This window comes from Paracoccus laeviglucosivorans (genome assembly GCF_900182695.1).
GTDB lineage: Bacteria > Pseudomonadota > Alphaproteobacteria > Rhodobacterales > Rhodobacteraceae > Paracoccus > Paracoccus laeviglucosivorans.
The window spans coordinates 1-24,004 of record NZ_FXTK01000009.1; the positions used below are offsets into that span (position 1 = coordinate 1).

Annotated in this window: 23 protein-coding genes, 1 tRNA gene, 2 pseudogenes and 1 riboswitch; of the genes and pseudogenes, 5 read left to right on the forward strand and 21 right to left on the reverse strand. The window is 63.0% G+C overall.

What is annotated here, in order from left to right:
- Window positions 1-133: 133 nt before the first annotated feature.
- From FN835_RS11015 to FN835_RS21220, 3 genes are all read right to left on the reverse strand, one after another.
- The gene (locus FN835_RS11015) at window positions 134-736 is read right to left on the reverse strand and encodes a hypothetical protein (RefSeq protein WP_142663283.1); all 603 of its coding nucleotides are present in this window, start codon (window positions 734-736) and stop codon (window positions 134-136) included.
- Window positions 737-1,404: 668 nt separating this feature from the next.
- Window positions 1,405-2,013 (reverse strand): recombinase family protein, encoded by a 609-nt coding sequence (locus FN835_RS11020; protein WP_142663284.1) that lies wholly within the window; start codon window positions 2,011-2,013, stop codon window positions 1,405-1,407.
- Window positions 2,014-3,085: 1,072 nt separating this feature from the next.
- The gene (locus FN835_RS21220) at window positions 3,086-3,229 is read right to left on the reverse strand and encodes a hypothetical protein (RefSeq protein ID WP_185958648.1); all 144 of its coding nucleotides are present in this window, start codon (window positions 3,227-3,229) and stop codon (window positions 3,086-3,088) included.
- Window positions 3,230-3,484: 255 nt separating this feature from the next.
- Between FN835_RS21220 and FN835_RS11025 the strand changes: the two are divergent.
- Window positions 3,485-3,682: pseudogene (locus FN835_RS11025) on the forward strand (integrase core domain-containing protein); the annotation flags it as partial.
- Window positions 3,683-3,950: 268 nt separating this feature from the next.
- On the forward strand, window positions 3,951-4,493 hold the full coding sequence (locus FN835_RS11030; RefSeq protein ID WP_142663285.1) for a hypothetical protein: 543 nt from the start codon (window positions 3,951-3,953) through the stop codon (window positions 4,491-4,493).
- 212 nt (window positions 4,494-4,705) lie between these two features.
- Here FN835_RS11030 and FN835_RS21590 read toward each other — a convergent pair.
- From FN835_RS21590 to FN835_RS11095, 13 genes and pseudogenes are all read right to left on the reverse strand, one after another.
- Window positions 4,706-4,864, reverse strand: a pseudogene (locus FN835_RS21590) (DUF333 domain-containing protein); the annotation flags it as partial.
- A 404-nt stretch (window positions 4,865-5,268) separates the two neighbouring features.
- Window positions 5,269-5,344 (reverse strand) — tRNA-Ala (locus FN835_RS11040).
- 65 nt (window positions 5,345-5,409) lie between these two features.
- The gene (locus FN835_RS11045; RefSeq protein ID WP_246098711.1) at window positions 5,410-7,290 is read right to left on the reverse strand and encodes a pyrroloquinoline quinone-dependent dehydrogenase; all 1,881 of its coding nucleotides are present in this window, start codon (window positions 7,288-7,290) and stop codon (window positions 5,410-5,412) included.
- Window positions 7,291-7,295: 5 nt separating this feature from the next.
- Window positions 7,296-7,661 (reverse strand): hypothetical protein, encoded by a 366-nt coding sequence (locus FN835_RS11050; protein ID WP_142663287.1) that lies wholly within the window; start codon window positions 7,659-7,661, stop codon window positions 7,296-7,298.
- Between the two features lie 175 nt (window positions 7,662-7,836).
- A complete protein-coding gene (gcvP, locus tag FN835_RS11055; RefSeq protein ID WP_142663288.1) occupies window positions 7,837-10,665 on the reverse strand; it encodes an aminomethyl-transferring glycine dehydrogenase in 2,829 nt (942 codons plus the stop codon).
- A 100-nt stretch (window positions 10,666-10,765) separates the two neighbouring features.
- Window positions 10,766-11,122 (reverse strand): glycine cleavage system protein GcvH, encoded by a 357-nt coding sequence (gcvH, locus tag FN835_RS11060; RefSeq protein WP_142663289.1) that lies wholly within the window; start codon window positions 11,120-11,122, stop codon window positions 10,766-10,768.
- Window positions 11,123-11,132: 10 nt separating this feature from the next.
- Window positions 11,133-12,245 (reverse strand): glycine cleavage system aminomethyltransferase GcvT, encoded by a 1,113-nt coding sequence (gcvT, locus tag FN835_RS11065; protein WP_142663290.1) that lies wholly within the window; start codon window positions 12,243-12,245, stop codon window positions 11,133-11,135.
- A gap of 127 nt (window positions 12,246-12,372) precedes the next feature.
- A riboswitch (glycine riboswitch) is annotated at window positions 12,373-12,462 on the reverse strand.
- Between the two features lie 66 nt (window positions 12,463-12,528).
- Complete coding sequence (locus tag FN835_RS11070) at window positions 12,529-13,311, reverse strand: SDR family oxidoreductase (protein ID WP_142663291.1); 783 nt, start codon at window positions 13,309-13,311, stop codon at window positions 12,529-12,531.
- Window positions 13,312-13,371: 60 nt separating this feature from the next.
- Window positions 13,372-13,713, reverse strand: a complete 342-nt coding sequence (locus FN835_RS11075) for a hypothetical protein (protein WP_142663292.1) — start codon at window positions 13,711-13,713, stop codon at window positions 13,372-13,374.
- Window positions 13,710-14,324, reverse strand: a complete 615-nt coding sequence (locus FN835_RS11080; protein ID WP_142663293.1) for a hypothetical protein — start codon at window positions 14,322-14,324, stop codon at window positions 13,710-13,712. The genes FN835_RS11075 and FN835_RS11080 overlap by 4 nt, the downstream gene beginning before the upstream one ends.
- Before the next feature lie 81 nt (window positions 14,325-14,405).
- Complete coding sequence (locus tag FN835_RS11085; protein ID WP_142663294.1) at window positions 14,406-15,731, reverse strand: ATP-binding response regulator; 1,326 nt, start codon at window positions 15,729-15,731, stop codon at window positions 14,406-14,408.
- Window positions 15,731-16,831 (reverse strand): FIST N-terminal domain-containing protein, encoded by a 1,101-nt coding sequence (locus tag FN835_RS11090; RefSeq protein WP_246098712.1) that lies wholly within the window; start codon window positions 16,829-16,831, stop codon window positions 15,731-15,733. Before FN835_RS11090 ends, FN835_RS11085 begins: the two co-directional genes overlap by 1 nt.
- A gap of 74 nt (window positions 16,832-16,905) precedes the next feature.
- On the reverse strand, window positions 16,906-17,616 hold the full coding sequence (locus FN835_RS11095) for a response regulator transcription factor (protein ID WP_142663296.1): 711 nt from the start codon (window positions 17,614-17,616) through the stop codon (window positions 16,906-16,908).
- 193 nt (window positions 17,617-17,809) lie between these two features.
- Here FN835_RS11095 and FN835_RS11100 point away from each other — a divergent pair, with 193 nt between their 5' ends.
- The 3 genes from FN835_RS11100 to FN835_RS11110 are packed head-to-tail and all read left to right on the forward strand — an operon-like array spanning window position 17,810 to window position 20,125.
- A complete protein-coding gene (locus FN835_RS11100; RefSeq protein ID WP_142663297.1) occupies window positions 17,810-18,784 on the forward strand; it encodes an ABC transporter substrate-binding protein in 975 nt (324 codons plus the stop codon).
- Window positions 18,784-19,539, forward strand: coding sequence for an ABC transporter permease (locus tag FN835_RS11105; RefSeq protein ID WP_142663298.1), 756 nt, complete (start codon window positions 18,784-18,786; stop codon window positions 19,537-19,539). Before FN835_RS11100 ends, FN835_RS11105 begins: the two co-directional genes overlap by 1 nt.
- Window positions 19,529-20,125 (forward strand): ABC transporter ATP-binding protein, encoded by a 597-nt coding sequence (locus tag FN835_RS11110; RefSeq protein ID WP_142663299.1) that lies wholly within the window; start codon window positions 19,529-19,531, stop codon window positions 20,123-20,125. The genes FN835_RS11105 and FN835_RS11110 overlap by 11 nt, the downstream gene beginning before the upstream one ends.
- On the opposite strand, the gene FN835_RS11115 is transcribed toward FN835_RS11110, so the two are convergent.
- From FN835_RS11115 to pqqB, 5 genes are read right to left on the reverse strand one after another with little or no spacing between them, the layout of a single operon-like run.
- Window positions 20,105-20,881 (reverse strand): quinoprotein dehydrogenase-associated SoxYZ-like carrier, encoded by a 777-nt coding sequence (locus FN835_RS11115; protein WP_142663300.1) that lies wholly within the window; start codon window positions 20,879-20,881, stop codon window positions 20,105-20,107. The two genes, FN835_RS11110 and FN835_RS11115, sit on opposite strands and share 21 nt — an antisense overlap.
- Complete coding sequence (gene pqqE, locus FN835_RS11120; protein WP_142663301.1) at window positions 20,878-22,008, reverse strand: pyrroloquinoline quinone biosynthesis protein PqqE; 1,131 nt, start codon at window positions 22,006-22,008, stop codon at window positions 20,878-20,880. Before pqqE ends, FN835_RS11115 begins: the two co-directional genes overlap by 4 nt.
- Window positions 22,001-22,306, reverse strand: a complete 306-nt coding sequence (gene pqqD, locus FN835_RS11125; protein WP_425467469.1) for a pyrroloquinoline quinone biosynthesis peptide chaperone PqqD — start codon at window positions 22,304-22,306, stop codon at window positions 22,001-22,003. Before pqqD ends, pqqE begins: the two co-directional genes overlap by 8 nt.
- Window positions 22,306-23,079 (reverse strand): pyrroloquinoline-quinone synthase PqqC, encoded by a 774-nt coding sequence (gene pqqC, locus FN835_RS11130; protein ID WP_142663302.1) that lies wholly within the window; start codon window positions 23,077-23,079, stop codon window positions 22,306-22,308. The genes pqqD and pqqC overlap by 1 nt, the downstream gene beginning before the upstream one ends.
- Complete coding sequence (pqqB, locus tag FN835_RS11135; RefSeq protein ID WP_142663303.1) at window positions 23,076-23,966, reverse strand: pyrroloquinoline quinone biosynthesis protein PqqB; 891 nt, start codon at window positions 23,964-23,966, stop codon at window positions 23,076-23,078. Before pqqB ends, pqqC begins: the two co-directional genes overlap by 4 nt.
- Window positions 23,967-24,004 lie beyond the last annotated feature (38 nt).

Below are 24,004 nucleotides of genomic sequence, written 5' to 3' on the forward strand. Positions count from 1 at the left end.
TAGTCGCCATCGCGAAACTCAACCGCTAATCTCCGTCAGACACGGAGTCGCAGGTCAGCCGAAAACTCGGAAGGTGCGGCCTAGAAAACGCTTACAATCAGTCGTTCACTCCGGCTGTCGTGCTGCATCGTCATCAGGCGTTGGCCCTCTGCGCCCGCTCCGCCGCCTGCCTATTGCGCTCATCTGCATTCTTCATCCGGGCCTTTGAGCCCCGCTGCGCCCGCCGCGCATTCGAGGCCGCAAGAAAGGACGCCTCGGCGGAATTGCGCGGCCCCTCCCCTGCCCGCAACAAATTCCACTCCGCGATCGGATCAAGGTCGATATCGCTTCTGTGTCGAGCGGCCACAGCAAGTCCTTCCGCCGCAGTCAAAGCGGATGCCCATCCGTGAACCGTGTTTTTCGACAAAGGCTTGCCTTTTTTATCGAATATGGCTCCGGTGTCGCGCCATCTCGGAAGGTCGCCGTTGATGCGATCAGCTATCCACGTTGACGCGGTTTCAATAACCACGGTGGAAACACAAGGGCGCTGGATAGCACTTAGCGCCGCCCCTATCGCCGTCAGTTCCGGGACCTTATCCTCCCCTTCTACGATTTCTGCGAGGGTGAAAAGGTGCGTCCTTGCTACGCCAGTCTCCGTCCAAGCCCGCGCCGCGTATGCGCTCGGCTGACCCTGACGTATCGCCCCCTTAATCTCTACGACGATACGGGACTCGGGCTTAATATTCATTTCGTTCATCTTTTCCTTTGAAGTTGACGGAATTTCTGACGCAAAAACGCCAAAAGGCCGCATCGGCTCTACAACCGGCGACCTGACCCCATTCAAGGGGGGTGCCGACACAGCAACGCAACAGAGGCGTTCGTGGTCGGCGGGGCTAGTTGGGCTCACGCCCGGTTTCGTTGTGGGGCTTGCGCCCCGGCTCAGTCGGTTGCGGCGCTTATTCGGATTTTCATCCTGCTTCCGCTCAGTTAGTGCCCGGCTTTCCCAAAGGGAGCTAGGCAACCGGATCATCCGGCATTTGTGCTAGTCATGGCGTAGTTTCTGCATGGCCCTTGCTCCGTGGTCAAGCAATTTTGGACCGCCGTTTTAGTTGGCGGGGCATCTGGTGAATTCCTTGAAAGAAAATTTGGTGTCGGCCATGGCTTTCCTAGTCGAACAGATAGCGCCACAGATAAAGACAGATTGGTCGCCGCATGGGGGCGTCTCTACACGAGGGCATTCAGCCCTGCCCTATAGCATGGGGCATGGCTCCTATAGGGTGTCCTAATTGCCCGCTTCCTATGGGAAGTAGAAAATCCGGCTGTCTATACTACGCTCAGCATGGCGGCCTCATCCACAGCGCCCAAACGCACAGTACAAACCAAATACCCACGATCCCCCAGCCGACCCATTGCGAAATATCCACGTCAAGCCTCATTCTTCAGGCGGCTCAGGGTAGCGCGGGAACAGCCCGTGGCCTCAATGATGCTGGACCAACTTTGCCCGCTTGCCAGCATCTTCTTTATCGCCTCGTTGCGCTTCTGGTCGGCTGGTCTGCCCCGATAGGCCCCCCGCTTCTTCGCTTCGTCAATCCCCTGCCGCTGTCTGCGCCGCCTGTCCTCGTAATCCTTGCGAGCTATCGCTGCCAGCATGTCCAGCATCATACCGTTGATGGCATCAAGCATTCGCGCCGTGAAATCATCCCCGCCCGTCCGGATCAACTGATGAGAGGTCGGGAGGTCCAGCGCGACGACTCTTACCCGCTTGCTGGTGATCTCAGCCTTGAGGCGCGACCAATCCTCCCCGTTCAATCGGCTGAGGCGGTCAACCTGCTCCACCAGCAACACGTCTCCCGGCCCGCAATCGGATAGCAAGCGGAACAACTCAGGCCGGTCCAACTTTGCCCCGCTTTCATTCTCAATGTACCGGGCAGCAATGGTCAGGCCGTGGTCGGCGGCGAAGCGGTCAAGGTCAGCACGGGCGCGGGTAGCGTCCTGCTCTGAGGTCGAAGCACGAAGATAAGCGCGGATGAACATGGGGCCTCTAGTTCGCTTTGAATGGTTCCCTAATAACGGTTCGTTTTGAGTGGTCAATATTATTTATGAAACCACACCCACATGCAGTTCCATTGAAGTATACCCAAAAGAATCGCCTGATCAGCCGTGTCTGCCTGCTATAGCAGGCGGCAATGCACAGCGGCTTGATGATGGCAGGGCCGCTTTGACTCACTTCGTGATAGTCGCCGTAATTGAATGCCCCTTCTGCTCCCACTCGAGCTTGCCTGACGGCCAAGGCGAAGAAGAGGGCACGGGGGCCTGAGTGCTTGCGGCGTGTCGAGGGGCGACCCACGCGTGGTAGGGTGTAACGCCCGGTCAGGGCGTCCAACATCCTAGAGAAGGCAGCGAAGGGGCACGGGGGTATGATCCAGCCGCCCCTGTCGAGGGCAAGACCACAGATTTTTCCACCAAATTATCTGGGGAGTGGCGTGGAGCCGTGGGCGGGCATTGCATCTATCAGACCATCCACATGGCATAGAACAGCATTGCTATGACATGGAAAGGAAGGGGGCGGCGGGAGGAGACTGTTAGTGAACCCTATCTCATGACATCGAACAGCGTCACGATGCACCCTCTATGTATATCTATGCTGAACCCCTTCTGGTGCTATAGCGTGGGGTAATTACCCATCTCTCCCTTCGTCTGTATATCTATGTGAACCGCTTACTGGAGCTATGGTGAGGGGCAATCACCCATCCCTCCCCACCTATGTATCTCTTCGGATCGTCGGGCTATGGTAAGGGGTAATTGGTGCCTCCATGTCTGATCCCCTGTCTTGTGCTATAGGTGGCGGTAACTGACCTGATCCCTGTCCAGTGCTCTAAAAAGGGGTAATCGGTCCATTTGTGTCTGAACCGCGTTTGGTGCTATAGCGTGCCCTAATCCCGCAGCCCATCACCCAGCACCTTCAGAGACTCTCAGAGCGCCGCACAAGGGCACACACGGCTTGGCATAGGCTTGACACTGCCGGGAAGGCCAGAGACCGCTACAGGGGCCGTTACAGAGCGCTGGGGCTGGACGGTTGAGCACGACGCTCCGCCGCCCTAGCCTTCTAGAGGAACACCTTCACGACCAATGTGGTCGTGCCCATGATGATCCCAGCCGCAAGCGCCGGGACAAGTATATCGCTAAGCCGCGCACGGCCCCCGTCTGCGATCAGCTTGGCAACTTGCTTCCTAAGCTCGTCGTCGGTCATTTTTCCGCCTCTGACGCTTGTTGACCGCCTGTATAACACCTTCCAAGGCTATACGATACCGACCGTTCTGCAGCTTGCTCTGCAACGTTGATAAGCCCCGCTCTCCCAGCCCATCGCCCAGCCCCTTCAGAGATTCTCAAAGGGCCGCACAAGGGCACACACGGCTAGGCACAGGCCCGACCCTGCCGGGAGGAAAAGGGGCTGTTTAGGGGCCGTTACAGAGTCGCTGGGGGCGGAACGGGGTATCGCAGCGGCGGAAAGCCCCAGCAGAACGCTTATGTCGAACGATACAACAGAACGGTCGGGCATGAATGGTTGGACCTCTACATCTTTGAAACCATCGAGGAGGCACAACAGATCGCAGCCGACTGGCTATGGACTTACAACAATGAGCGCCCCAACATGGGCATCGGCGGCGTTACACCCGCCCAGAAACTGAAGATGACTGCCTGAAGTCTACTTCTGCACCCCGTTAAAACGGGGAGGATTACCGCCCCAGCTTGCTTCGCGGCAGGGCTTAGTTTGATCGTCACTGTGGGCTGGCAACTTCATCCGAAGCCGTTGACACTATAAGTGATTACGCAAAGGATGCAAAATACACACTTTAAGATAGCGGAGTAATCGTAAGGTGAATTTTGTCATAGCATCCAATACCGGCCTCCATGAGGAGGATGGGTATGGTCCGTTCGACTATGAATCCACTGAATCAATAGAAATAGCCTTGAAAGATTACAAAAACATTGGGCGAAGATCCATTCTTTGCCTAAATCCTTTGCGGTGCGACATTGCCTTTAGCCCTGCATACATTATTTTTGGTGGGGTAGTATTATTTGTTTTGAAAAGACTCTTCACCGAAGATGATGAAGTGGCATTTGCATCAGCAAGGATGGGTGATGCAACCATAAATGGTTGGGGGGATTATAATGCACTTAGCGGCGAGAGTATTGAAGCGATGTTCTGGGAGAAAGTAAATCTTGATCAATCATTTTTTCATATAGTAAAGCGCATTCAAATCGCTCTTGGCGATGGGTCGCCCTGGAAGGAAGGGGTGGTTGTGAATGGGCGAGATAAACGAATTTCGTCTTTAATGGATGCAAAAAGGAATCTCCTGCGTGTTTCTGCTATCTCGTCTGCCCACTTAAACTCACGTTGGAGTAGCAATTTTTTCTTTTTTGATCGTTTTGCTTACTTCTCGTCAGATCTTGTTTTGACGCGTCCAGAACTAGAAGCTGTTTCACCCGTGTGCAGCGTCACTTGGTCGTAGGTCATGCTAACAAAAGTATTCCCTTTTCACTGATTCTGCCCTCTACGTGGATGGCGGCAATGTCCCAAGCTCGACAGACCGTTGCCGAATTGGCATTCGCGACGAACGGCGGCTTAAGGCCGCATCCTTACCATCGTGGGCAGGATGTGGTGATACTGATGGAGTGTCCGGCGTCGTGTCCGCTCGGAGTTGCCCAAAGAGGGCAAGCTCGTTCATCCTAGAAGAGGCGGCGACGCCTCATCCGTCCCGCTGAGCCCGGAACGAGCCCATTCCTCCACCGCGCAGCCATCGGGCAGATGACAATAGCCTGACCTCGCCACCGCGCTTTTGCGGATTTCGAAACGGCCACCGTGGCTGGCACAATAGGCCGAAGCAGGTTCGCCATACCCACGGAGGCGGGCTCAGAGGCGGCATAGGCAGCCAAAGGGATGATGGCGCTAACGAGAACCACAGGTTTCATGAAGTGGCTCCGACGACTGTTCTGGGACTGCTGTGAAGGCGGCAGATCGAGCCACTTGGACTAAAGCAGCCGCGCACATCCCTGAGATGCAAGCACCACATCGCAGGGCCGCTGCAAGCCGCAGAGGAGAATATGCCGCTGAGAAGTCGTGAGGGCGCAGACCTCTAGAAGTCGCTGAAGGCTCAGCAAGTCGGCACGGAAAAAGGTAACAAGCATTGGTGGTCAGAATGACTGGTCAGAATGCAGAGAAAATCAACGACCGTTCTCTCTTCAACTAGCTGATTTGAATAAGGAAAATATACTATATAGAAAATCTGGTGGAGCCGAGGGGAATCGAACCCCTGACCTCGTCATTGCGAACGACGCGCTCTACCAACTGAGCTACGACCCCACTAGTGGCGCTAATTGGACGCGCGCGCGAGGAATGTCAAGATACCCCGCGCGCGGTATTTCGTCTCACTCGGGCAGGGCGAAAGCCACCAATTGATCGCCGACCTGCGGCTTGATGATCGAGTTGCCGCCCGCCGTGAACAGCACGTATTCCCGGCCCTTATAGTCGAAAACGGCTGGGATCGAGACGGCGGGCGCGTCCACCTGCGCCTTCCACAGCACTTTGCCGGATTTTGCGTCCAAGGCCCGGACACGCGCATCCATCGAGCCGCCGATGAAGATCAGACCCGATTTGGTCAGCACCGGCCCGCCGATCGTGGGCGAGCCCCAGCTTTCGGGCATATAGAAACCCCATTGCTGCACCTGCCCAAAGGGTTCCTGCCACAAAGTTTCGCCGGATTTCAGATCGACCGCCGACATGGTACCGTAAGGCGGCTTCCAGCAGGGCATGCCCATCGGGTTCAGGAAGTTCGTCAGCCGGAACCCGTAAGGCGCGCCGTTCATCGGGAACAGCCCGCCCGATGCCTCGGACCCGCCCGAGGTCAGCTTGTCATATTCGCCGCGCTCGATCAGTTGGTAGATCTGCACCACCTTCGAGCTGTTGACGTAATAGATGCCGGTCTCGGGATCGACGGTGCCGCCGCCCCATTGCATCCCGCCCGCCGTCGCGGGGAATGCCAGCGTGCCCTGCAGGCTGGGCGGCGTATAGCGGCCCTCATAGCGCAGTTCCTTGGCCTTGGCGGAACACCAGCCAAAGGACGCCACATCGGCCAGCTTGAAGACCCCACCCCAGTCATCCGGGGTCGCGGCTTTCGGCAGCGTCGGGAAGGGCTGCGTGGGCGAGGTCCATTCGCCTTCCACGTCCGTCTGTGGCACCGGGCGGTCCTCGATCGGGAAGATCGGCTCGCCGGTCAGGCGGTTCAGCACGAAATACATCCCCATCTTGCTGGTCTGGACCAGCGCCGGAACCGTGCCGCCATCCTTGGGAATGTCGATCAGCGTCGGCGCGGCGTTGATGTCATAGTCCCAGATGTCGTGATAGACCAACTGCCGCGACCAGACGACCTGCCCCGTATCCCCGTTCAGCGCCGTGACCGATGTGGCATAGGGGATCGGCTCTTTGCGATCCCCGCCATAGAAATCCGGGCTGGGCGAGGATACAGGCAGATAGACCAGCCCATTCGCCTCATCGACCGACATGGCCGTCCAGACGTTCGAGGTGCCGGTCTTGCCCTGATAATCCTCGGGGATGGAATAGAACTTCCATTTCAATTCGCCCGTGCGGGCATCGACCGCATGGACCGAACCCAAGGGATTCTTGCTGTCCACCCAGTCCTTGCCAGCCCAACCCAGCAGCAGCGTGTCCTTGTAGACGGTTGGCGGCTGCAATTGCGACAGCGGAAAATTCGCGTCGGGCTTGTTCCACTGGTTCACGTCCAGAATGCCGGCATTGCCGAAATCCTGACAAAGCTGGCCGGTATCGGCGTCCAGCGCGTGGATCTGGCCCGACATGGTGCCGATATAGACGCGCTTGGAACAAGGGCCAGTTGCGCCCTTGTCTTCCCAATAGGTCACGCCGCGGTTCTTCAGCTCGGGCTGGGTCAGCGCCTTCAGAAGCGTCTTGGGATCATAGGTCCATTTGACGCGGCCCGTATCGGGTTCGACCGCGATGACCCGATAGAATGGCGTGCCCACATAAATCGTGTCGTTGGCGACGATGGGCGTGGCCGACCAGACCGTGCCGGGAATGTCACCCTTGCCGTTCGACACGTCGCCGGTATGCAGTTCCCAGACCTTTTCCAGCTGGCCCACGTTTTCAGGCGTGATCTGGGTCGAGCGCGAATATTTCTGCGCCATGCCGTCGCCGTGGAAACCCGTCCATTCGGCCTGTTGGGCGAAAGCCGGGGTCACGGCAAGCAGGGCCAGCGCGGTTGCAAGAATACGCATGGCCATTACCTCGCGATCAGCACGAAAAGCAGCCAGCAGGCCAGCATGGCCAGCATGGCGATCAGGACGATGTTGCTTTCCAGAAACCACGCGGCCAGCGCGGTCAGCAGCCCACCGATCAGGATCAGCACGGTAAAGGTCGTGCGCAGCGGGCCGGACCGCAGCCGCCCGACCAACCAAGTGGCACCCAGCAGCGCGGCGCAGCCAAACAGCGACAGCCCCGCCCCGCTGGTCCATGCCACGCCCGAGGCATTGCGGAAAAATTCCACCAGCGCTGCGACCATGCCGACGGCTGCCGGGATCGCCATGATATTGGCGACCAGTTCCTCTTGCGCGCGGGGGGGAGGCGCGGCTGTAGCAGTTTTTACCATGATTTCATTCCACCTGTTTCACGCTTCGGTCTTGCCGCCATGGCAGAAAGGGCTGGGCGACCGCACAGATCACAACAACGTCAGTCTAGCGTGAGCGGTTTCTTGAAACGTGGCAGATTCGTGAAAACAGGATGAAATGTGATGCCGGGCCGATACTTGCCGGCCCGGCGCTGCCTTATTCCGCGGCTTCCGCATAAAGCTCAAGCGGGGGGCAGGTGCAGATCAGGTTGCGGTCGCCGTAAGCGTTGTCTACGCGCCCGACCGGCGGCCAATATTTGTCCACCCGGAACGCACCCGGCGGGAAGCAACCCTGTTCGCGCGAATAGGCGCGGTCCCAGTCGGCCACCAGATCCTCGACGGTGTGGGGGGCGTGGCGCAGGGGACTGGCTTCGGCGGTGATGCGGCCCTCGGCCACGTCGGTGATCTCGGCCCGGATCGCCATGAAGGCGGTGATCAGGCGGTCGATCTCGGCCTTGGTTTCCGACTCGGTCGGTTCGACCATCAGCGTGCCGGGGACGGGAAAGCTCATGGTTGGCGCGTGGAAACCGTTGTCGATCAATCGCTTGGCAATATCGTCCACGGTAACGCCATGTTCCTGAAACGGGCGCGTGTCCAGAATGCATTCATGCGCCACGCGGCCCCGATTGCCCATGAACAGCACCGGGTAAGCCCCGGCCAAGCGGCTGGCGATATAGTTGGCGTTCAGGATCGCCACCCGCGTCGCCTGCGTCAGCCCCGCGCCGCCCATCATCAGGATATAGGCCCAACTTATCAGCAGGATCGAGGCCGACCCCCACGGCGCCGCCGACACCGCACCCGCACCCTGTCGCGGATCGGCGGGCAGGAAGGGCGCCAGATGCGCCTTGACCCCGATCGGCCCCATGCCGGGACCACCGCCGCCATGCGGAATGGCGAATGTCTTGTGCAGGTTCAGGTGGCTGACATCGCCGCCGATCTCGCCCGGTTTCACCAGCCCGACCATGGCGTTCATGTTCGCGCCGTCGATATAGACCTGCCCGCCATGCTGATGGGTGATGCGGCAAACCTCGCGCACGGTATCTTCGAAAACGCCATGCGTGCTGGGATAGGTGATCATTACCGCCGCCAGTTTCGCGCCCGCCTGCGCAGCCTTGTCGGCGAAATCCTCAAGGTCGATGTCACCATTCGGCGCGGATTTCACCACCACGACCTTCATGCCGCACATCTGCGCCGATGCCGGGTTCGTGCCATGCGCCGACATCGGGATCAGGCATACATCGCGATCCTCACCGCGCGAGCAGTGATAGGCGGCGATGGTCAGCAGTCCGGCATATTCCCCCTGCGCCCCGCTATTGGGTTGCAGCGAAAATGCATCATATCCGGTGATCGCGCACAGCTTGTCGGTCAGGTCGGCAAAGACCTCATGATAGCCCGCCGCCTGATCTTCAGGGGCAAAGGGATGCAGCGCACCGAATTCGGGCCAGGTGATCGGCATCATCTCGGCGGCGGCATTCAGCTTCATCGTGCAGGAGCCCAAGGGGATCATCGCACGGTCCAGCGCCAGATCACGGTCCGATAGCCGACGCATATAGCGCATCATCTCGGATTCCGCCCGGTTCATGTGGAACACCGGATGGGTCAGGTAATCGCTGCCGCGGATCAACCCGTCCGGGATCGAAGGCGACTGCGCAGGCGCTGCCGGATCGGTGATGCCAAAGGCATCCAGCACACGGGCAATGACGCTGGCATCGGTCGTCTCATCGACACTGATGCCCACGCGGTCGCGACCGACGCGGCGCAGGTTGATGCCACGATGGCGGGCCGCGGCCATGATGCCCTGCTGGCCCACGCCCACGCGCACGGTGATGGTGTCAAAGAACGCATCGGGCGCGACATCCGCCCCCGCCGCCCGCAGCGCCTGGGCCAGCGCCACCGCGTTCAGATGCACCCGCTGCGCAATGGCCCGCAGCCCGACCGGCCCGTGGAACACCGCATAGAACGACGCCATGACTGCCAGCAATGCCTGCGCCGTGCAGACGTTCGATGTGGCCTTCTCGCGCCGGATATGCTGTTCGCGGGTCTGCAGCGACAGGCGATAGGCCTTGTTGCCCTTGGCGTCGATGCTGACGCCGACGATGCGACCGGGCATGGCGCGCTTCATCGCGTCCCGGCAGGACATGAACCCGGCATGGGGGCCGCCGTAACCCATCGGCACGCCAAACCGCTGCGCACTGCCCACGGCGATGTCGGCGCCCATCGCGCCCGGCTCCTTCAGCACGCACAGCGCCAGCAGATCGGTCGCGACGACGGCGATCGCGCCCGCCGCGTGCAGCGCCGCACAATCGGCGCTCAGGTCGCGGACATGGCCGTAAGTGCCGGGATACTGGAAGATCGCACCAAAGACCTCCGCCGGATCGAAGTCATTGCCCCGGATGATCTCGATGCCTAGCGGCTCGGCCCGCGTCTCGATGACCGAGACGGTCTGCGGATGCAGGTCGTTGCTGACAAAGAACCCCCGCGCCTTGGACTTCGCCAGACGCTGCGCCATCGCCATCGCTTCCGCCGCCGCCGTCGCCTCGTCCAGCAGGCTGGCATTGGCAATGGGCAGGCCGGTCAGATCGGCCACCATGGTCTGGAAGTTCAGCAGCGCCTCAAGCCGGCCCTGCGCGATTTCCGGCTGATAGGGGGTATAGGCGGTATACCATGCCGGGTTTTCCAGAATGTTGCGCTGGATCGCCGGCGGCGTGACCGTGCCGTAATAGCCTTGACCGATCAGGCTGGTCATCACGCGGTTGCGGCTGGCCACATCCCGCATCCTCGCCAGCAGCGCGGCCTCGGACAGTGCGGGCCAGTCCAGGGGCTGATCCTGCCGGATGCTGGCGGGCACGGTCTGGGCGATCAGATCGTCCAGCGTTTCCGCACCGACGACGCGCAGCATCTCGGCCATCTCGGCAGGCGAGGGTCCGATATGGCGACGGTTCGCGAAATCATCGGGGTTGTAATCGGTCGGTGTCCATTTCGTCATGGCCAAGGCCCTTGGGAAGAATGTCGGGGATCAGCCCCCGGACACCCGGCCCAAGGGATTTCTTAGTTCTACAAATACCCATGCGGCAGTGCCGCCGGGATCAGCCGATCAATTGCTGATAGGCGTCTTCGTCCAGAAAGCCCGACAGGTCGGGATCGGCGGGCCTGATGCGGAAAAACCATGCCGTCAGCGGATCGTCATTGACCGAGCCGGGGGTGTCGGGCAGCGCCTCGTTCACGGCGGTGATCGTGCCCGCGACCGGGGCCACGATGTCCGAGGCGGCCTTGACCGACTCGATCACCACGATCTCTTCACCCGCAGCCACCTCGCGGCCCACATCGGGCAGCTCGATAAAGACCACGTCGCCCAGCTGCTCGCTGGCATGGGCGGTGATGCCGACGACGACATCGTCGCCGTCCTGACGCAGCCATTCATGGTCTTTGGTATATTTCAACATGCCTTGCCTTTCAGCGCTTGTAGCTTGGTTTGTGGAAGGGGATGGGGGTCAGCGTCACGGCGACACGCTTGCCGCGCAATTCGGCCCAGACCGTCGCCCCATCGGGTATCTCGGGCGGCAGCAGCGCCATGGCGACCGGCCCGCCAACCGAGGGGCCGAACCCGCCCGAGCAGACCTGACCGATCCGTGTGCCGCCCTGTGCTGCATCGAAAATCGCCACGCCTTCGCGAATGGGTGCGCGGCCATCGGGACGCAGGCCGCGGCGCAGACGCGCCGGACCTTGGGCCAGTTCCGGCAGGATCGCCGCCGCCCCCGGAAAGCCACCCGCCCGCGCGCCGTCCTGACGGCGGATCTTGGGGACCGACCAGCCAAGCGCCGCTTGAGCGGGGCTGGTATCGCGGTCCATGTCATGGCCGTAAAGCGGCATCCCCGCCTCAAGCCGCAGGCTGTCGCGGGCACCAAGACCGATAGGCGCCACCTCGGGCGCGTCCAGCAGCGCCTGCGCAAAAGCCACGGCAACCGCTTCGGGGACCGAGATTTCGAACCCGTCCTCGCCGGTATAGCCCGAACGGCTGACCCAAAGCGTAACGCCCTGCCAGTCGAATTCCGCCACATCCATGAATTTCATTGCCGTCACGCCGGGGATCAACCGCGCCAGCACCGTCTCGGCCTTGGGGCCCTGCAGCGCCAGCAGCGCGCGGTCGGTGACGGGGGTGACAGTCACCCCCTGCGCCTCAAGCCCGCGCAGATGGGCGATGTCCTGATCCACACAGGCGGCGTTCACGACCAGCAGCAGGTGGTCGCCTTTGTTGGCGATCATCAGATCGTCAAGGATGCCGCCCGCTTTATCGGTGAACAGCCCGTAACGCTGCCGTGCGGGCGCAAGGCCAACGATATCGGCAGGCACCAGCGTTTCCAGCGCCTGCGCCATGTCCTCGCCGCGCAGGATGACCTGGCCCATATGGCTTACATCGAAAAGCCCAGCCTCGGCGCGCGTATGCAGGTGTTCGCCCATCACGCCCATCGGGAATTGCACGGGCATTTCCCAACCGGCAAACGGAACCATCTTGCCGCCAAGCGACAGGTGCAGGTCGTATAAAGCTGTGCGCCGAAGTTCGGCCATGGGCATCCCCTGTTTGACAGACGGAATTGTCCCGCCCGCTTCAGATGCCCCCTCTGTCCTTACCCCCTTGGGGCGCCTGAGATCGTTATCCCTTCGGCGGGCAGCAAGCTGCCTCTCTCCAGTCCTTCAACGGAAAACGGTTCGTTTTGCCTGAGAGTTTCCCGGGGCGGTTGCTCCTTCGGCCCTGACTTGCGCCAGCGTCTCCCGATTTCCGCCTTTAGTCGTAGAGACGGCGCGGCATTCCGGCAAGTCCATTCTGCCGGAATGTCGCATCCATCCTATGTCACATGGTGCTGTTGGACACGCCGCCATCAAGCAGGATGTTCTGTCCCACCATGAACCGCGCGTGCTGGCTGCACATAAAGGCGCAGGTCGCGCCGAAATCCTCGGGCGTGCCATAGGTTCCGGTCGGGATCGTCGCTTCGCGCTTCGCGCGGGCTTCGTCCATGCTGATCCCTTCGGCCTTGGACACGCCGGTATCAAGGCTGATCGCGCGGTCGGTGGCGTGGATGCCGGGCAGCAGGTTGTTCACCACGACGCCATGGGGCGCGACCTGACGCGACATGCCCGCGACAAAGCCGGTCAGCCCGGTGCGGGCGGTGTTCGAAAGGCCAAGAATGCCGATGGGCGTCTTGACCGATTGCGAGGTGATGTTGACGACCCGCCCCCAGCCGCGTTCCATCATGCCCGGAACCAGCGCCTGCATCAGCGCCACGGCGGTCAGCATATTGGCGTCCAGCGCCTTGATGAAGTCGTCGCGGCTCCAGTCGGTCCATTTGCCGGGTGGCGGCCCGCCTGCATTGTTCACCAGAATATCGGCCTGCCCGCCAAGCGCGTCCAGCACGGCGGCGCGGCCATCCTCGGTGGTGATGTCGGCGGCGACGGGGGTGACGCTGACGCCGTATTTCGCTGCGATCTCATCCGCCGTGGCGCGCAGCACATCGGCACTGCGGGCGTTGATGACCAGATCGACGCCCGCCTCGGCCAATGCCTCGGCGCAGCCGCGACCCAAACCCTTGGACGCGGCGCAGACCAGCCCGCGTTTTCCCCTGATGCCCAGATCCATGCGAAATCCCCTATGCTTGATGCGCCCAAGGGAAACCCGGTCAGCGCGGCTTGTCCAGCCTTAGAAGCACAGGATTTCGGCCTCGGCCTCGGCGCGGCGGTAATTGGCGACCATATCGTTGACCGCCGTGCCCTGCCGGAACATGGCCGTGCGTTCCCCCGCCGTCTGTCGCATCGACAGCACGGTTTCCGCCTTGACGTAATCGTCATAGGGCAGGACCGTCGCAATCTGGTCGATGGCGCAGGAACAGCGATCCAGCATGGTGCGCGTCTGCCCGTTCGTCGCCATACAGACGAAGACGTAATCGGCGCGCGCATTGGTCGGATAGTCGTTGACCGCCTGCGCCCCGGCCGAACCTGCCCAGACCGCCATCGCGGCAACCACCGTCAGCTTGCGGATCATTTCAGCACCATCTGGTTTTCATAGGCCGGTTGATTGCCCGCCAGCGGACCCGTCTGCGCGACCATGCTGCGGATCGGCTGCTTGGGATCGGCCAGCGTAAAGCGCAGCTCCAGCGTCTCGAATCCCAGCATCCGGGCGCGGTTCTCATCATCCTTGAAGGGGGCGAATACGGCGATCTGCGCCCCACCCTCCTGCCTGACCTCGCCGCCGCGGAACAGCGCGTCTTTCAGGCGGTTGCGGATATAAAACGGGCTGCCCCCGGTCAGCGCGGCCATGTCGCGGGCCACGGTCTCCAGAAAAAAGGTCAGCGTCGGATCGCCGCTGCTGCTGGGAAAAGGACCGATCTTGCGTTTGATCCGCTGTGTGTCCTCGGCCAGTTCCAGAACCGGCTTGCCGTCGGACGGATCGGTGGCGGCGCTCAGCGTGATCGTTCCCTGCCCCAAGGGCTTGTAACCCTCGACGGTGGGGCCGGTCTGTTCGATCGTCCAGACCAGCGGGCCGGCAAGCTGCCAGGGGCCGCGTTCGGCAAAGACCAGATCGCCCGCCTCATTGGCCGCGACCGGCGTGGCAAGCGCAAGCCCGATCAGGGCCATGTGGCGCAGAATTTTCATGTCGTCTCTCTCCCCTTCGGCCAGCCTGCCCCCGTGGCACCGGGCGCGAAAGCCTGCGTCCGGCCTCCTGCTGCTTTGGTCTTAGGCCAGCATGTGATGCAGCATGGCCTGAAGATCCTCGGGGCGGATCGGCTTTTCCAGCACAGGCACGCCCAGTTCCAGGCTGGCGCGACCGATTTCCGGGTCGCGCCGGGCCGAGACGATGATGGCAGGGACGGGCTGCCCCGCCGCGATGCGCAATTCGCGGATCGCCTTAAGTCCGGTGTCGCCATTGTCCAGATTGTAATCCGCGATCAGCACATCTGGCGGGTCGTCCCCCATCTGGGCCAAAGCCTCGGGGATGCCGCCCGTCACGCGGGCGACCATGCCCAGCCGGTCATGCAGGATCAGTTGATAGGCGCGGCGCATGGCATCGTCGTTTTCCACCACCAGCGCCACCCGCCCGCGCAGGGACGGGCCGCTGTGTTCGGCGACGCGGCGGCTGGCTTCGGCACGCGGGCCGATCAAGGGCAAGCTGACGCGAAACACCGTGCCCCGCCCCGGCTCGCTGTCCATGGCGATGGGATGGCCCAGTTTCGCACAGGCCCGGCGCACGATGGACAGACCCAGCCCCATGCCGGGCGCGCCCCCTTCGCGACCAATGCGCTGGAATTCGTCGAAGATACGCGAGCGGTCCGTCGCGGCAATGCCGATGCCGGTATCCATGATCTCCAGCCATGCTCGCCCGCCGCGTTTGCGCACGCCGATCAGCACGCCGCCCTGATCGGTATACTTGATCGCGTTCGACACAAGGTTCTGGGCGATGCGGCGCAGGAATGTCGGATCGCTTTCCACCACGGCGCTGGTCGGCGCAAAGGCCAGCTTCAGCCCCTTGGCCTCGGCCATGGGGGCGTATTCGATGGCAAGGCGGCGGAACAGATCGCCCAGATCGACGGGCTTGCGCTGAAATTCGATCCGCTGGCTGTCCAGACGCGAAATGTCCAGAACGGCGTGCATCAATTCCTCGACCGACTCGAAGGCACCTGCCAGACGGTCGGCAAGCTCGGTCTGCAATTCGTCCAGCGATGTGTCCTTGAAAGCCGACAGAAACAGCTTGGCGGCGGATAGCGGTTGCAGAAGATCATGGCTGGCCGCGCGCAGAAACCGGGTTTTGGAACGGTTCGCCTCTTCGGCAAGGGCGCGGGCCACGGCCAGTTCGCGATTGCGTTCCGACAGGTCGGCCAGCGCCTGTTCCAGTTCGCGGGTGCGGACCTGCACCTCCTGCTCCAGCGCGACGGCGGCCTGAAACATCGACCATGCCGAGCCGCGCGATTCCTCGAGCCGGTCGATTCGGTCCACCAGCACATTCGAGATCCGGGTCAGCTTTTCGACCCGCCGGGCTTCGTCATCTTCGTCGCGCAGGAACATCAGCTTGCCTCGGGGGGCATCAAGGCCATGCCCACAAAGGTCTGGTTCACATGCATCCCGCTGTATTGTTCGCCGAAGGTGTTAAACCCGGCGACGCGGTAGCGGGCCAGCAATTCCGACATCTGGCCGGTCATGCCCGCGCGTTCCAGCGCAAGGCGGCGCAGGATGCAGTCAAAGCCCAGCACCATCAGCGGCGGGCGCGGCAGCGCGTCCATCGCATCGGCAAAGCCGCGCGTCATATCGACGGCGCGGCCAAGGGTCAGGATATTGCCCGCTTCGATCCCTGACAGCAGTTGCAGTCCGCCATCGGTGGTCATGGCGCGGATCGCGCGGACATGGTGACGCCGGCCCGTGCGCAGCAGCAGCGGGTGGCGGGCGAATTCGGTCGTGGTCAGCGCCCCCAGCGGAATTCCGGTCAGCCGCGCATATTCCTGCGCGGCGGGTTCGGCGTTCAGTTCCCAGATGACGCGGTTCTGGGCATCCGCCGCCGTCACCACCGCGCGCTTGTCGGTGGGGCGGAAATGCGCGAACGACACCTCGGCCACGGCCAGATCGGTCTCGACCATCAGAAACAGCGCCGCGCCCACCTGCGCGCGGCCATCGACCATCTGGCAGGTCGGCAGGAACTCCATCCCTTCGGCGGCCGAGCCCCCGACGACCGGCAGACCGGGAATGGCCGCGTCGAGCGTGGCGACCAGCACGTCTTCCTGACGCGCCAGCGCATCTGCCAGCAGGATGCCAAAGCAGGAACGGCGCAGATCAGGGCGGAAATCGGCGTGGAAACGCCGCAGCGTGGACATCCAGTCCGATACCGGGATCTGCGCCTGATCGCGCAATGCGCAAATCCCCACGCGGAAACTGTCCGCAGGCAGACCCAGCGCGATCACGCTTTCATTGCAATAGCCCTGCGGCCCGATCTCACCCGCCGACGCACAGCCGACCACCCGGCAATCCGGCCCCAGCGCGCGATGCAATTCGGCCCCGACCTGTGCCAGCCCCTTCAGCGGGCTGCCGAACAGCAAAACCAGCGCGGGACGCAAAGCCTGCATCTGCGACAGGACACGTTCGACCAGATCGGGGGCCGCGGCCGGGACCGACATGTAAACCGGCGCGGCAACCCCAGAGGGCCGCCTGTGGCGGGCATCGCCCGGCCAGGGCGCGGGCTGGACCTGCCTCATGCCGGTTCGAACAGCCTCACGCTATTGGCCAAAAGCACCGCCTGCGTCCGGCGACGTGCGTTGATCTTGGACATGATCGCGGTGATGTGGGTTTTCACCGTGGCCTCGGCGATGGACAGCTCATAGCTGATTTCCTTGTTCGCCTTGCCCTGACAAATCAGGCGCAGGATTTTCATCTGCTGGGGCGTCAGGCTGGAGAAACGGCGCGCCAGTTCGGCACGGGCCGCGTCTTCCTCGCCTGCATGTTCGGGCTGATAGCTGTCGGGTGTGACATGCTCGCCTTCCCACATGCGGCGCAGGCTTTCGACCAGCGCCTCGCGGCCCAGCGACTTGCTGATATAGCCCTGCGCCCCCGCCGCCATCGCAGCCGAGATCATGGCGTTTTCCAGATCGGCCGAGATCATGGTGATCGGCACGTCCGGGATCTGGCGGCGCAGCGTGACCAGACCTTCGGACCCGCGCGCATCTGGCAGGTTCAGATCAAGGATCACCGCATCGGGCGCCCCCTGCGACCGGATCTGGTCCTGTGCCGCCGCCAGACTGCGGGCGGTGCGGACATTTTTCAGCCCGAAGCTGATCTTCAGCGTCAGGGCCAATGCGTCGCACATCAGCGGGTGGTCATCGACGATCAGGATCTCGCGGACGCGATCTGCGGAAAGCCTTGGCGCGCTGGTGCGTTCGGACACTTGCAAGGTGGCTGAGGCCATCGTTCTCCTCCCAAAGAAACGAATGGTTGCCGGGCGCTTGGCATCTCCGGCGGGCGATAGGTCTATCTTAGGCGGCTCGGGGAACGATTGCCAAGTGTCATGGCGCATACGGGCATTTTCTCCTACGACTTCGGATGTATTGGTCAAACCTTTGCCTGCATGGCAGGCTGATCCGGGGAAACGGGGGAACACGATGCTGCTGACCAGAAGAATCACCCTGCTTGGCGGGGCAGCAGTTCTGTCGGCACTTGCATGCCGCGCCAGCGCCCAGACCCCGCCCGCCATCCGCGTCGGCACGCTTGAAAACGGCACGGTCAATTGGGAATTGCAAACGATCAAGGCACAGGGACTGGACCGCGCCAACGGATTTTCGCTGGTGCCGATGATCCTTGCCGGCAACCCCGCCACACAGGTCGCCATGCAGGGCGGCGAGGTGGACACCATCGTCTCGGATTTCCTGTGGGTGGCGCAGCAGCGGGCGCGCGGTGCGGATTTCACTTTTCTGCCCTATTCGACATCCGTGGGCGGGCTGATGGTCCCGCCGGACAGCCCAGTGCAGACCCTGGCCGATCTGCGCGGCAAGAAAATAGGCATCGCGGGCGGGCCGGTCGATAAAAGCTGGCTTATCCTGCGGGCATGGTCGCGCGAAAAGCTGGGCTGGGATCTGGCCGACGAAACCCAGCAGGTCTTTGGCGCGCCGCCCATGATCCTGAACGCCGCGGAAACAGCCGAGGTCGATGCCGCCATCAACTTCTGGCACTTTCAGGCCCGGATGCAGGCGGCAGGAATGCGCGAGGTGATCTCGGTCGGGACGGCGGCACGCGATCTGGGGCTGGACCCCAGCACGCCGCTTCTGGGCTATGTCCTGCGCGATGCGTGGATCGCCGAAAATCCCGCGCTGGCCGCAGGGCTGGCCAAGGCATCCCGCGCCGCCAAGGAGGCGCTGCGCGGCGATGACGCATGGGATGCGATCCGCACATATGTGGATGCCAGGGACGATGCCGAATTCAAGGCGCTGCAAGCGGGCTTTCGCGCCGGCATCCCGCCCGAGGGTCCGGTGAATATCGAAAACGCGCAAAAGCTGTTCGCCACCATGGCCGAACTTGGCGGCGACGACCTGACCGGAGGCCTGACCACCCTGCCCGACGGTCTGTTCTGGCAGCCCTGATGCGGCGCATTCCATGGCCGGGTCTGCTGTCGGTGCTGGGGCTTTTGCTGCTTTGGACCGTTGCAAGCCAGCTGACCGACCGACCCCAGACCCTGCCCGCCCCGTGGGAGGTGGCGTCCCGCATCGCCCGCCTGTCCGCAAGCGGAGAATTGTGGTTCAACGCGGGCATGACGCTGATGCGCGTGGCGGCCAGCTTTGCCATCGCCATGGTGATCGGACTGGCTTTGGGGCTGGTCATGGGCCGGTCGCGCCGGGCCGACGACTGGCTGAATGCGGTGATCATCATCCTGCTGAACGTGCCTGCGCTGGTGCTGATCGTGCTGTGCTACATCTGGATCGGCCTGAACGAGACGGCAGCCATCATCGCCGTCGCCCTGAACAAGATCCCCGTCGTCACGGTGATGATCCGCGAAGGCGCGCGCGCCATGCGCCCCGATCTGGACGACATGGCCCGGTCGTTCCGCATGTCGCCCGCAGCAAGGCTGCGCCATGTCGTGCTGCCCCAGCTTGCGCCCCAGATCGCGGCATCCGCCCGCGCGGGCATCTCGCTGATCTGGAAAATCGTGCTGGTGGTGGAATTTCTGGGCCGCTCCAACGGGGTGGGGTTCAAGATCCACCTGCTGTTCTCAAGCTTCGACGTGACCGGCGTTCTGGCTTGGGCGCTGGCATTCGTCGCGGTGATGCTGCTGATCGACATCTGCCTGCTGCGCCCGTGGGAACGCCGCGCCAACCGCTGGAGGCAGGATGCAGCTTGACCTGACCGCCAAGCATTTCGGCACGCGGCAGGTGCTGGGGGCGTTGTCGCTATCAGTCCGGCGCGGCGAACGTGTGGCGATCCTTGGCCCCTCGGGCATCGGGAAATCGACACTACTGCGCATTCTGGCCGGGCTGGATACCGGCTGGCAGGGTGGGCTGACCGGGGACGAACGCCTTGCGCCGGTGTTTCAGGAACCCGTGCTGCTGCCATGGCGCGATGCTGTGGCCAATATCACCATCCCCACCGGCTGCGACGCGGCGACAGCCCGCGACTGGATGGCGCAGGTGGGTTTGGCGGGACATGAGGGGAAATACCCGCGCCAGCTTTCCCTGGGCCAGCAGCGCCGCCTGTCGCTGGCCCGCGCCTTCGCCGCCGCACCCGACATCCTGCTGATGGACGAACCCTTTGCATCGCTGGATGCCGAGACCGCGCAGCGTATGGTTGCACTGACGGACGATCTGCTGACGCGGACCGGGGCCGGGCTGGTTCTGGTCACGCATGACCCCGCCCAGGCCCAGCGCCTGCACACCCGGCCGCTTAACCTGTCCGGCGACCCGGCGGTGCTAGCTGCCGCCGGTGAATGACTTGTCCCAGACCCGCCCTTCGGTATCCTGCGCGTGGACCGTCACCGGACCATCGCCGGGGACATAGCCGAAACGAAACACCGGATCTTCGGAAATCGAGATGCCCGCATCCATGGTGAACAATTCGGCATCACCCTGCTTCACCTCAAGCGTCTGGATGAATTCGGCGGGAATGGTCAGCAGCGTCACCTGATCGCGTTGCAGCCCCGAGAAATTCGGATGCCGGATCATCAGCGTGCCGATGTCGCGACCATTTTCGGCGGCCTGCTTGAACCGCATTTCGCCCATCGTGGCGCGGACCTGTTCCATGCTTTTGCCCGCAGGCGCGGCACACCCGCCCGAGGCGCGGACAAACCGCCCCGCCATGATCTTGCGCCCGTCCTCTAGCGTGGCGATGGCGCGCACGTCGGAATAGCTGTCCACACGCACCCGCACCTCGAAATCCAGGGGCATCAGGGCGCGGCCAAAGGTGAATTCCGCAGCCACGGGCGCAGGGTTGCCATCGACGACCAGCGACACCGCCGTTACGGCGGGGGCGCCGACCGGCTGGGTGATGTGGATGGGGACCAACGCCGGATTGTCGGCACGCTTGGGGGCATCAAGCAAAAGAACCGCCGGATCGACCGGCGGCTCGGTATCGGTTCCGATCACGCTTGACCGCATGTCGTCCCATAATTCCGAAGGTTGCAGCGGGTTTTCGACAGGCTGCGCAAGGACAGGCGCGGCAAGCAACGCAAACACGAAAGCCAGTTTCATATCCGTCTTTCCTTTGCCATGCGCCGATAGACCAGCGCGATATCGTCGCTGGCCGCATCCGCCTCGGCTTCGGCGCGGAGCCGGGCGTTAAAGGAAGAACGCGAACAGACGGGATCCGTTGCGGTGGGATCGCCCGCCATCGCCATGGCCTGACAGCGGCAACCGCCGAAATCCACTTCGCGCCGGTCGCAGGTCGCGCAGGGTTCGGGCAGCCAGGCCGTGCCGCGGAATGCGTTGAAGGCGGGACCGTCGCGCCAGATGTCGGCCAAGGGCGCATCACGCAGGTTCTGGAACTGCAGCCCCTTGATCGTCTGCGCCGCGTGGCAGGGCAGCACCACCCCGTCCGGCGCGATGTTCAGGCCGGTGCTGGCCCAACCGCCCATGCAGGCCTTGGGGAATGCCGCGTGGTGATCGGCGGGCACATAGTCGATGACCATGACCCCGCGCAGGCGCTTGCGGGCGTCGTTCACCACCTCGCGCGCACGCTGCGCCTGTGCCAGCGTCGGCATCAGGGGACGGCGGTTCAGGTCGGCCCAGCCGTGGAACTGCACGGTCGCCACCTCGATCCGGCGGCAACCCAGACGTTCGGCCAGGTCGATCATCTCGGGCAGGCGGTCAAGGTTCTGGCGGTGCACCACGGCGTTCAGCGTCATCGGAAAACCGATCTGCCGGACCCATTCCGCGACCTGCATCTTGCGGGCGAAGCTGCCGCCATAGCCGCTGATCCAATCGGCCATTTCCGCGTCGATGCCTTGCAGCGACAGCTGCACGTGATCGACCACCCCGTCCAGTTCCTGCAACCGCGCCTGCGTCAGCCCGATCCCCGAGGTGATCAGGTTCACATACAGCCCTGCATCATGCGCCGCCGTCGCGATTTCGGTCAGATCGCGGCGCGAGGCAGGCTCGCCCCCCGAAAGATGCACCTGCAAGACGCCCATGTCGGCCGCCTGCCGGAAGGCATCGCCCCATTCGGCTGCGGTCAGTTCGGTCTGCACCCGCGCCAGCTCCACGGGGTTGGAGCAATAGGGACAGGCCAGCGGGCAGCGATGCGTCAGTTCCGCCAGCATCGCCATGGGCAGGCCGACGCGGACCGGGTTGCCCTGAATGTCGCGCGGCACGTCATTCATGTTCGGCCCCCGCACAAGCCAGATGCACCATGCGCCGATCGACAAGCCCGGTGATGAATTCGCGCACATCGCCTTCGATCTGTTCCACCGGCGCCTGATAACGCTGGCACAGGACAAGGATCACCTCGGCCAGACTGCGCTTGCCGTCCAGTTCGGTCAGGATCGCATCGCCCACCGCATCAAGCTGCATGGCGCGTTCCGGGGCCAGCAGCACGCGGATGCCCCGCACGCGATCATCATGCAACCGCACCCCGCGGGGCAGATAGGGGACGCAGGCATTGTTCAGGCGATGCGCCATCAGGCACCCACCATTTCCGGGCGAACCACCAGCCCTTCGCCGGGATGCCACGCACCGGGGGGGATATTACCCTGCACATAGCCATGCCACAGCGCGTCAAGCTGCGCCCAAAGCACATCGGTCTTGAAGGTCAGCGCCGCCGCTGCCGCGTCCTGTTTTTCCAGCGTGTCGGCATGGTCCAAGACATAATTCAGGCCAAATTCCACGTCCTTGCGCGCCTCGGTCAGGCGGTTGCGGAAATAGGACAGGCTGGTTTCATCCGCGAAATCGTAATGCTTCAACAAGCCCTCGATCCGTTCGGCATGGATCTTTGGCGCGAACATTTCCGTCAGTGACGCGGCCACGGCATCCAGCAGCGGCATGTCGCGGACAAAGCGGACATAGGCATCGACGGCAAAGCGCGTGGCGGGCAACACGCCCACGCCGCTGGCGACGTAATCGGGGTCAAGCCCCACCGCCTGCGCCAAGGCCAGCCAGCGCCGGATGCCGCCACCTTCATCGACGCCGCCATCATGATCCTCAATGCGACTGCGCCAGACGCGGCGCAGTTGCGGGTCGTCCAGCCGCGACATGAAGGCCGCGTCCTTCATCGGGATGCGCGACTGGTATTGCCAGCGGTTGACGACCCATGCCCGCACCTCGTCGGGGGAACATTCGCCGCTGTGCAGCCGCTTATGAAAGGGGTGGCGGTCGTGGTAACGCTCGACCCCGATACGCTTCAGGCGATCGTGGAAATCGGCGCGGGACAGCGGCTTGTGATCGGCAAGCTTCATGGCGTGATCTCCATTCCGTCATGGCCGATCTGCCAGCCCGCCTGCGCGGCCAGGGCGCGTTCGGGGCTGCCGGGATCGACCAGCGGGTTCGAATTGTTCAGGTGGACATAGATGCGGCGGGCCAACGGCACATCGGCCAAGGCCGTCATGCTGCCACCCACACCGGATACCGGGACATGGCCCATGCGCCGCCCGGTTTTGACCCCCAGCCCCGACCGGACCATCTCGTCATCCGTCCAAAGCGTGCCGTCAAACAACAGCGCATCCGCCCCCGAGATACGCTGCACCAGCCAATCGGGCACATGCGCGCAACCAGGGATATAGAACACGCGGCGGCCATTGGCGGTCAGTTCCACCCCCACGGTCTGTTCACCGACAAGGCCGGTCTCGACCGTCTCGCCTTCCAGATACAGGGGAACTTTGCCGGGAACCGGGAACAGCCGCGCGGTCAGGCCGGATGCAAGCTGAAAGGCTGCGTCCATTGCGACCGGACGGCGGGCGACCTTTTCGGCGGACAGTGCCGACAGCATGGGATTGCCAGCCAGAACGTCATGGATGGCAGGCGTGGCGAACAGATCGAAGGGCTGGCCTTCGCGCAGGGTCAACAGCCCCGCCACATGGTCGATGTCGCCATTGGTCACAAGAACCGAACGGATGGGCGTTTCGCGCAACCCCGACGGCCACAGCAAGGGCGTCGCCGCCAGTTGCGCCCGCAGATCGGGCGAGGCGTTGATCAGCGCCCAATGCACACCATCCGCCGATACCGCGACCGAGCTTTGCGTCATGGACGGGATGCGCCCGTCGCGGGCCGCGTCGCAATGCGCGCAGCCACAGTTCCACTGCGGCAGCCCTCCGCCGGCGCCGGTGCCCAGAATTACGATACGCATGGTCTTAGCTTCCGGCGCGGCCGGCCCCGGTCAGTCGG